Source organism: Psychromonas antarctica (genome assembly GCF_022267535.1).
In the GTDB taxonomy this organism is placed as follows: Bacteria; Pseudomonadota; Gammaproteobacteria; order Enterobacterales; family Psychromonadaceae; genus Psychromonas; species Psychromonas antarctica.
In genome coordinates this window covers 1-10,054 of sequence record NZ_JAHNZV010000099.1, presented here as the reverse complement: position 1 = coordinate 10,054, position 10,054 = coordinate 1, and the positions used below count along the sequence as shown (strand labels likewise).

The window sequence follows — 10,054 nt, the reverse complement described above, 5'->3', positions numbered from 1 at the left end:
TGTTATAGATTTAATCGTCGTTTCACGCTTGAGGATATGCTGCCTCGGTTTATGTTCGTTGCCTTACGTACTCCGCCTATGCCACAACGCTATTTAAGCATGGCTGAGCTTTATGGGTAATCAGGTAAATCTATTTAGGAATATTTCATTCCTTGTTAATGGCTTAAGTTCGTTATTATTCAAAATATAAACCTGCTTTGCAGTTAAGTGCTCATAACTGAATTGTGAATGAAAATATAAATGAAACTGTGAAATGATATTCACAACTTCATTTATAGGACATTAATTATTACTAAACGCTAAAGTAATTCCTAACCTTGTATCATTTTTATCAAGTAGAGGCTCGACTATTCCTCCTTGAGAAATCAGATACTCGCCAAGTGAATTCATGTTGTGGGGGTTGTGCTGGCGATTAGATGATCTATTAACTATACAATCATGGTTGTCTACTCGATGAAGTACAACTTCACCTGATGTGTATTCGACTTCTAAACAGTTTATTAAATGTTTTAAATATCCATGTGTATGTTTAACAAACCATTCTTTTTTGAAATGGGTATGTTCCAGTGAAGGGGGGGAAAATAAAGTATCCAGTTCTCTGATAATTAATCTTATCGAATTACCATTTAATTGAAGCATGTAATACATTGTGAAGCCGTATCGATGATCAGTTAAATGCCCTCTGGGGTGTTTTCTGTTTTTTCGATGGCGGATATGCGTCAAAATAGAGTTGTCTGCATGGCTTAATGCTTCGTATATGTCGTATTGTGGTTCTTTTTCACCTTCAAAAATATGATAGTGAAGCGCGATTATTTCTTCATCATATAAAGATTCTAAATTATTGTTTGCAATGGAGTGAGAAACAGAGTGTGGAATTAAAGCCAATTTCTTAACTGCATTTATGTTTGATTTCCAACCTGAACTAATAAGCTTTTGTATTTCATTGCGAAAATCACTTGCGTCAACACTATCGTAATTTTTGATTAACTCAAGTGGCGCAACGGATATCGATGCAAAGCTCATTAACTCCGACCAACTATTACATTGATAGTAATAAGAAATCATTTCTTGAGCTTCGCCGAGCGTTACGCTTAATTTCTTTACTAAGAATTTAGCCTGATTACGTATGCGGAATTCAGGTGGGAATTGGTAAGTGCTTTCGTTGCTAGAAGAGTACATAAAATAATCCTTATGAATAATACTTCACTGCCCATAAAAATGAAGATTCAAAAAGGAAAATTAAGTTAATGTGTTTTTAAAAACATTACGCTGTGATGACACTTTTTCTATGGGCTGAAAGGTTTGCGAAACCTATACTCATTTAAGCTTATAACTTAATGAAATTCAATAGCAATCATAACAATATCCACCCTCGTCTGCAGAAATCTCTCTAAATCTCTGTATAATCACTTTTTACTTTTCTTTTAGGATTTTCATGACTTCTTCTAACTTTTCATCGACCGCTGCCTTTATCTGGTCGGTTGCTGACCTGCTGCGTGGTGACTTTAAACAATCTCAGTATGGTCGTATTATCCTGCCGTTTACACTGCTACGTCGTCTTGAGTGTGTACTGGAAGCAAGCAAAGATGCGGTCGTGGCACAGCATGAAAAAGTTAAAGTAATGAACTTACCGGAAGAAGCACAAGAGAAGATGCTGTTACGTGCAACTGATAACTTGACGTTCTTTAACACCTCACCGATGGACCTTGGCAAGATGGGGCAGTCAGACATTAAAGCCAACCTTGAGCACTACATTCAATGCTTCTCCCTCGATGCCCGTGAAATCTTTGAACATTTTAAGTTTGATGAATTTGTCGGTTCACTTAATGAAGCCAACCTGCTGTACAAGGTAGTAAAGAAATTTGCGACTACCGACCTAAGCCCGTCAGCGATCTCCAACTACGAGATGGGGTTAGTCTTTGAAGAGTTAATTCGTCGCTTTGCAGAAAGCTCTAATGAAACAGCAGGCGAGCACTTTACCCCACGTGACATAGTACAGCTAACCACTTCATTGGTGTTTATGGAAGATGATAACGCCCTCTCGAAGGACGGTACTATCCGCACGATTTACGACCCAACAGCGGGCACTGGTGGCTTCTTATCGTCAGGCATGGAGTATGTGTACGAGCATAACAAATCAGCACGTATGGTGGCGTTTGGGCAGGAGCTAAACCCTGAGTCTTATGCGATTTGTAAAGCCGACATGCTCATCAAAGGACAAGAAGTTAAAAACATTAAATTGGGTAACACGTTATCCAATGATCAACTGCCTGCGGACAAGTTTGATTACATGCTCTCTAACCCGCCGTTTGGTGTGGACTGGAAGAAGATTGAAGCTGATATTAAAGATGAGCACCAATTAAAAGGGTTTGCTGGTCGCTTTGGTGCAGGCTTGCCACGTGTCTCTGATGGTTCATTGTTGTTCTTAATGCATTTGATCAGCAAGATGCGTGACTGCTCTTCATCCGCCGCAGGCGCTTCACCTGCCACAGGCGTTTTACCCGCCGCAGGTGCTTCATCTGCTAGTGGCGCTGAGAACGGTGGACGTATCGGTATTATTCTTAATGGCTCGCCATTGTTTACTGGTGGTGCTGGCAGTGGTGAAAGTGAAATTCGCCGTTACATTCTCGAATCCGATCTACTCGAAGCGATTGTCGCGTTACCAACTGACATGTTCTATAACACCGGCATCGCGACTTATGTTTGGATACTCAGTAATAAAAAAGATCAGCAACGCAAAGGCAAGGTGCAGTTGATTGATGGCTCGAACCTCTATGGCAAGATGCGTAAATCGTTAGGCTCTAAACGTAACTTAATGAGTGCTGACGATATTAAAACTATCACCCGTGCGTTTGGTGGTTTTACGGCGATTGACGCTACCTCTCTTGAAGAGCTTGGCTTAGATAAACCTGCTGAGCAAAAGTCTAATCGTGGTCGTCAGTCTGCAACTCCTAAAACCGCAGTACCTAAAACCTTTGCGAGTAAACTATTCAACAGTACCGATTTTGGCTACCGCCGTCTGGCTATTGAGCGTCCATTGCGTTTATCTGCACAGGTCACTGATCAAGCGGTTCAATCATTGCGTTTTGCGCCTAAGCCGTTTAATGCGGTGATGCAGCGTATTAACAGTGATTTTGGTTCAACATGGACAGATGAAAGCTACGGTGACCTTACCGATTGCGAAGCTGAACTTCGTGCCATGCTCAAAGCCGACTTTCCTGAGTTGAAAGAGAAACAGATCAAAGATTTACTGGACAGTAAAATCTGGCTATTCCAAAAATCATTAATGGAAAAAGCAAAGCAACTACAGGCTGAATTAGGCGAAGAGCAAAGTGATGACTTTAACCAGTTCGATCTTGAACTGAAAGACGCGTTTAGAGCCACTGGCATCAAGTTTGATACCAAAGAGAAGAAGCAATTTTTAGATGCGGTAACGTGGAAGAACCAAGAAGCTGAGCCCGTGGTGAAGAAAACTATCAAAGGAGGCGCACAGCCTCTCTATGGGACGTTTACCTATAGCGGTAGCGTCAAAGCTTACAAAGGCAAGGTAGTGGAGTTCCAGACGGATGGTGACCTGCGTGATAACGAAAACGTGCCACTTGACCCTTCTATCACCAACGCGGAACTGATTGAAACCTACTTCAATAAAGAAGTTGCGCCACATGTAACGGACGCATGGATCAATGCCGATAAGCGTGATGCGAAGGATGAAGAGATAGGCATTGTTGGCTATGAAATTCCTTTTAACCGTCACTTCTACCAGTACCTACCACCACGGGACTTAACTGAGATTGATGCCGACCTCGATGCCGTGAGTGCGGACATTATGAAGCTCTTACAAGAGGTGCATTCATAATGACAAAGGATATGGTAAACGATGCGGTAAACAATACGGTAAATAACGAACTGATGTCTGTTGACCCGCATTACAAGCAGTGGTTAACCGAGCTTAAACAGCGCGTTTTACAAAGCCAACTTAAAGCCGCTATAAGAGTGAATAGTGAACTGCTGGAGCTGTATTGGCAATTAGGCGCGGAGATTGTTGAACGACAAAAATCCTCAACATGGGGTGACAAGTTACTGGCTCAGCTTAGTAAAGACTTAATGGCGACGTTTCCCGATATGAAAGGTTTTTCAGTACGAAACCTTAAATACATTCGCCAGTGGCAACAATTCTATGCAGACGATGCAATTGGGCAACAACTTGTTGCCCAATTAGTGCAGATCCCATGGGGACACAATATTCAAATCTTCACTAAGTGCCAAACCATGGAAGAGGCTGTTTATTATGTTCAAAGCACCCTTGAGCACGGTTGGAGCCGTAATGTCTTAGTGCATCAGATAGAAAGTGAACTGTGGCAACGTGAAGGCAACGCATTACATAATTTTGCACGCACACTGCCAGCAACACAATCCGACTTAGCGATGCAGACCTTAAAAGACCCTTACATTTTCGATTTTCTTAACCTAAGCAAGCAGCATAGTGAAAGAGAGTTAGAGCAAGGGTTAATCGACCACATCACTCAATTTTTACTAGAGCTAGGCGCAGGGTTTGCGTACATGGGGCGACAGTATCCAATCAAGGTGGGTGAGCGTGACTTTTATATCGATCTACTGTTCTACCATGCACGTCTGCACTGTTATGTAGTGATTGAATTAAAATTGGGTGACTTTGAGCCAGAGCATGCAGGTAAGCTGAACTTTTACATCAAAGCGATTGATGAGCAACTCTGCAAACAAGGTGATGCGCCAACCATCGGCATATTGTTATGCAAAACCAAAGATAAAGTCGTCGCTGAATACGCCCTGAGCGACATCAACAAGCCGATGGGTATTTCCGAGTACAAGCTTACACAGTCGCTTCCCGAAGCCCTACAAAACAGCTTACCTAGTGTGGCAGAGCTAGAGTTGTTGGGGGGTGACCATGAACAGTCTTGATCGTAATAAAGAGTCAACCTTGAACCGGAAATATGTGGCTTATCCAGAGTATAAGGATTCTGGGGTTGAGTGGTTGGGTGATGTTCCAGAACATTGGTTGCTTACTAGGGTTAAGTATGTTGCAGAGTTGACACCTAAAAAGCCAGTTGTTGACCGCACTCTTGACTGTAGCTTTATTCCAATGGAAAAGCTTAAAACAGACTCTATTATCTTGGATGAAAATAAGAAAATAGATGCTGTGTATGATGGCTATACCTATTTTGCAGATGGCGATATATTAATGGCTAAAGTTACGCCATGTTTTGAAAACAAAAATATTGCTATTGCCACAGGACTCACAAATCAAATCGGCTTTGGCTCTTCTGAGATTTATACTATCCGAGCTGGAGTAAGCGTAGACAATAGATTTCTTTTTTATCGCTTGCAAGAAGATGGTTTTATGGATTTGGCAACTGGTGCAATGACTGGAGCAGGAGGCTTAAAGCGAGTTCCCTCTGATACTGTTACAAATTATACCTATGCTTCTCCTGTGTTAGAAGAACAAACCCAAATCGCCAATTTCCTCGATCACGAAACAGCCAAAATAGACACCCTGATCGACAAGCAACAACAATTGATTAAACTGCTAAAAGAGAAACGTCAGGCGGTGATCAGCCATGCGGTGACCAAAGGGCTAAATCCGCAAGCCCCAATGAAAGATTCCGGTGTTGAGTGGTTGGGTGAAGTGCCAGAGCATTGGGAAATTAAAAAGAACAAGTATCTACAAGACTTTATTACCAGTGGATCTCGTGGATGGGCTGGGTATTATTCCGATGAGGGACAACTATTTTTTAGAATTACAAATCTAACAAGAGATACTATTGAGCCAAAATTAGAGTCAATTAAGAATGTTCAACCTCCTTTAGGAAGTGAAGGAGAGCGTTCAAGAATTAATAATGGCGATCTATTAGTCTCTATTACAGCTGACCTTGGTTCTGTCTGTGTGGCAGATGAGTCAATTTCAGGAGGCTACGTTAGTCAACATGTTTCTTTATGCCGACCTAATAAATCAGTAGTAAATTCTAGATGGTTAGCATATTTCATCTTATCAGATGCTTCAAAAGAGCAATTATTGGGTGCTGGTTATGGAGGGACTAAAATTCAACTTAGCTTGGAAGATATTCGAGAGTTAGTTGTTGCTTTCCCTCCCGAAGTTGAACAAACCCAAATTGCTTCTTTTATTGACAGTAAATTGCATCAGTTTAAGTTACTAGTTAATAAAGCTGATGAGCAAGTTTTACTACTCCAAGAACGCCGCACAGCTCTGATCTCAGCCACCGTCACAGGAAAAATTGATGTGCGCGACTGGAATGCATCAAAAATGGAGGCAATCTGATGAGTGATATTAAGTTATTTCAACTTTCAGCAACTAGTCATGTTCTTGCTGATGATCAAGCGGTTATTGAGCTTACAAGTAAAACAGCAAAACTTGAAAAAGACCTGCAATTGCAAATTGAACAAAACATGGAAGTTTTTTTAGGTATTCGATTTTTGGTCAGTGAGCACAGCACGGGTAAAACACATAAAGGTCGCATTGACTCTCTGGGTTTAGATGAAAATGGTTGCCCTGTTATTATTGAATACAAACGCCACTCTAACGAGAATGTGATTAACCAAGGTTTATTCTATTTAGACTGGCTATTAGATCATCAAGCTGAATTTAGATGGTTAGTGATGGATAAATTCGGTAAAGAAGTTGCTCAAAATATTGAATGGGCAGGTACACGTTTGGTTTGTATTGCCAGTGATTTTAATAAGTATGATGAGCATGCAGTGCAGCAAATACATCGTAATATTGAGTTGATGCGTTACCGTTACTTTGGTGAAAATCTTCTGTTACTTGAACTAGTAAACGCCACTTCTGTGCCTCAACCTATTAGTACTGTGACTAAAGTTAAGGCTTCGGTTACAAGTGCTAAAGCAAAAACTAACAACAATAACAATAAAACCGAACGTAAAGATACACATGAAGCTCGTATCCTACAGGCTGATAGTAGTTTGCTCTCATTGTATGGGGCTATTTGTGATTATTCTGACTCTTTAGGTGATGAAGTTCAGCGTAAAGAACTTAAATTTTACACTGCTTTTAAACGAATTAAGAATTTTGTTAGTGTACAAGTTTGGGCTCCTCAACAAGATCCATCATTACGGTTATATATGAAACTTAATCCCGATAATATTGATTTAATTATTGGAAAAGTTAGTGATGTGAGAGATAAAGGGCATTGGGGTACTGGTGATTTAGAGGTCATTGTGAGAAGTGTTGACGACCTTGAATTAGCCAAGCAGCTTATCGAAAAAAGTTATCAGGAGAATTAAATGCTAGATTCTACTCAAGAACGAATTTTCCAAGATGACATCATTGCACAGATGGTCACTAACGGTTGGGTGGAAGGTAAGCCTGACGGTTACAACCGTGAGTCGGCTTTGTATGAGCTGGATGTATTAACTTTTGTCAAAGGCACACAACTCAAAGAGTGGCAGAAGCTTTGTAAGCTCTTCCCGATTGATCCTGAGTCGCACTTCCTTGATGCATTAGTTGGTCAGCTCAAAAAAGCGGACATTAATGCGACCGACCAGCTTTCACGTAACTACGGTACCTTGGGTGTGTTGCGTCATGGTTTGAAAATCCGTAATGCACGTTTCTCTTTGTGTCAGTTCAAACCCGAGCACAACCTCAACCCTGATACGCTAGCGCGCTATCAGCAGAATATCTGCCGTATCGTACCTGAGCTGGTCTACAGCCCTTATGCGACGGCGGAACACCTCGCCTCTACAGGTAAAAAAGCCAAAGCATGGCGCATTGACTTGGTGCTGTTTGTGAATGGTCTGCCAGTTTCAACCTTAGAGTTAAAATCAGAGTTTAAACAAGCCATTGAAAATGCGATCAAGCAGTATAAGTTTACCCGTCCACCTAAAGATCCCGTTACCAAAAAGCCGGAGCCGTTACTAAGCTTTAAACGTGGTGCGTTAGTACACTTTGCGGTGAGCCAATACCAAGTGTATATGGCAACACGACTCGAAGGTGGTGATACGTACTTCTTGCCGTTTAACAAAGGCACGCATGATGGTGGCGCTGGTAACGATGTGCCTGACGATGAGAACCGTTACGCAACGGATTACCTGTGGAATGAGGTGTTGCACCCAGACAACCTGCTCAATATTATCGCGCGTTTTGTGCATCTGCAAATCGAAGAGAAAGAAGAAGGTGACGGGCGAAAATACAAGAAAGAGACGCTGATCTTCCCGCGTTATCACCAGTGGGATGTGGTTACTAAGTTGATTGATGCCGCCATTGATGAAGGCACAGGTAATAAATACTTGATACAACACAGTGCTGGCTCTGGTAAGTCCAACTCGATTGCATGGACTGCGCATCAGCTATCGATACTTCATGATGATCAGGGCAACAAACAGTTTCATTCAGTGATTGTGGTGACCGACCGCACAGTGCTTGATGACCAGCTACAAGAGACCATCTACCAGTTTGAACATGCCGATGGCGTCGTCGGACGTATTAACAATAAAGAGGGTGATGGCTCTAAATCTGAGAAGCTGGCGGATGCATTAGAAAACGCACAGCCAATTATCATCGTAACCATTCAAACCTTTCCGCATGTGCTGCGTGCCATTGAGAATAGCCTTAGCTTAAAAGCGCGTAACTATGCGGTGATTGCCGATGAAGCGCACTCCTCACAAAGTGGTTCAACCGCGCGCCAGTTAAAAGAAGTATTGATGACCGATGAGATGGATGACGATACGGTTTTATCCTCGGAAGATATTCTTGATGCGACCATTGCTGCGCGTCGTGGCAGTGGCAACCTCAATTATTATGCGTTTACCGCGACGCCTAAGCCGAAGACCTTGGAGTTATTTGGTCGTCTGCCTGATCCGAGTCAGCAACCTTCTAAGCAGAACAAGCCCGAAGCGTATCATGTTTATTCGATGCGTCAGGCGATTGAAGAAGGCTTTATTCTTGATGTGTTGAAGAACTACACCAACTATCATGTCGCCTATCAGTTAGCCCAGAAGATTGAGGCTGCGGATTCGGAAGTCGACAGTAAAAAAGCCAAAGTGAAGCTCAACCAGTGGGTAAGACTGCATGACTATAATATTTCCCAGAAAGTAAAAGTCATCATTGAACACTTTAAAGACAATGTGATGGGGTTGATAGGCGGTCAGGCGAAGGCTATGGTGGTTACGAGCTCTCGCAAGGAGGCTGTTCGTTACAAGCTTGCTTTTGACAAGTACGTCGCTGAGAGTGGCTATCAGACGATTAGGGCTATGGTCGCTTTTTCGGGTGAAGTCGAATTCACAGACAAAGATCCTGACTGTACACAATGGGTAGGTGACAAGTTTACTGAAAAGAATATGAACTCTGACTTGAAAGGTCGAGACATGCGTAAAGCATTCGACAGTGATGATTATCAACTGATGCTGGTGGCTAACAAGTTTCAGACGGGTTTTGACCAACCTAAGCTATGTGCGATGTACGTGGATAAACCTTTAGGTGGTGTGGAGTGCGTGCAGACGTTGTCACGCTTGAACCGCACCTATCCAGGCAAAGCCGAGAGCGGCACTTTTGTGTTGGACTTCTTCAATGAACCGCAAGATATTTTGGATGCCTTTCAACCTTACTATCAAACCGCAGAGCTGCTGGATGTCAGCGATCCGAATATTGTTTTTGACCTGTTTGAGAAGCTACGCGCCAGTGGCATCTTCCTGTGGAATGAGGTGGAGCGTTTTTGTGATGCCTTTTTTGCTAAAAACAAAAGTAACTCCGTGATCAGCAATATATGTAAGCTCGCACAAGATCGTTGGCAGAAGCGTTACAGTTTGTCGATTGAAGCGTATGTGCAAGCAAAAGATATGTTTGAACGTACCAAGAAAACCGCTGATGCGGTATTGATGGCGAATGCTGAAAATAGCTTTAAAGAGTGTAAGCAAGAGGTGAGCTTACGGCTGCATAGTTTGACTTGGGCGGTTAGCCCAATTCAGTCTTTTTTGGAAAGCAAGTCAGCCGTTACTCACTATTTTCTAGATAATTCCATGGCAGGTAATTTTCTGGGTTGGCTTT

Annotated in this window: 6 protein-coding genes and 1 pseudogene; 6 read left to right on the top strand and 1 reads right to left on the bottom strand. The window is 42.3% G+C overall.

Annotated elements, in window-relative coordinates; all coding sequences use genetic code 11:
- Positions 1–120 (top strand): annotated as a pseudogene (locus KSO91_RS14165) (IS1595 family transposase); the annotation flags it as partial.
- Between the two features lie 162 nt (positions 121–282).
- Here the strand turns inward: KSO91_RS14165 and KSO91_RS14160 are convergent.
- Complete coding sequence (locus KSO91_RS14160; RefSeq protein WP_238743687.1) at positions 283–1,179, bottom strand: hypothetical protein; 897 nt, start codon at positions 1,177–1,179, stop codon at positions 283–285.
- A gap of 256 nt (positions 1,180–1,435) precedes the next feature.
- Between KSO91_RS14160 and KSO91_RS14155 the strand changes: the two genes are divergently transcribed.
- The 5 genes from KSO91_RS14155 to KSO91_RS14135 all read left to right on the top strand — a co-directional run.
- Positions 1,436–3,856 carry a type I restriction-modification system subunit M gene (locus KSO91_RS14155; RefSeq protein ID WP_238743686.1) on the top strand — a complete coding sequence of 807 codons (2,421 nt, stop codon included), beginning with the start codon at positions 1,436–1,438 and terminating at the stop codon, positions 3,854–3,856.
- Positions 3,856–4,938 carry a PDDEXK nuclease domain-containing protein gene (locus KSO91_RS14150; RefSeq protein WP_238743685.1) on the top strand — a complete coding sequence of 361 codons (1,083 nt, stop codon included), beginning with the start codon at positions 3,856–3,858 and terminating at the stop codon, positions 4,936–4,938. The genes KSO91_RS14155 and KSO91_RS14150 overlap by 1 nt, the downstream gene beginning before the upstream one ends.
- Entirely contained in the window at positions 4,925–6,313 is a 1,389-nt protein-coding gene (locus KSO91_RS14145) for a restriction endonuclease subunit S (RefSeq protein WP_238743684.1), read from the top strand. Before KSO91_RS14150 ends, KSO91_RS14145 begins: the two co-directional genes overlap by 14 nt.
- Positions 6,313–7,296, top strand: coding sequence for a DUF5655 domain-containing protein (locus KSO91_RS14140; protein ID WP_238743683.1), 984 nt, complete (start codon positions 6,313–6,315; stop codon positions 7,294–7,296). The genes KSO91_RS14145 and KSO91_RS14140 overlap by 1 nt, the downstream gene beginning before the upstream one ends.
- Positions 7,297–10,054, top strand: a 2,758-nt coding sequence (locus KSO91_RS14135; RefSeq protein ID WP_238743682.1) for a type I restriction endonuclease subunit R, incomplete at its 3' end; no start/stop codon positions are given.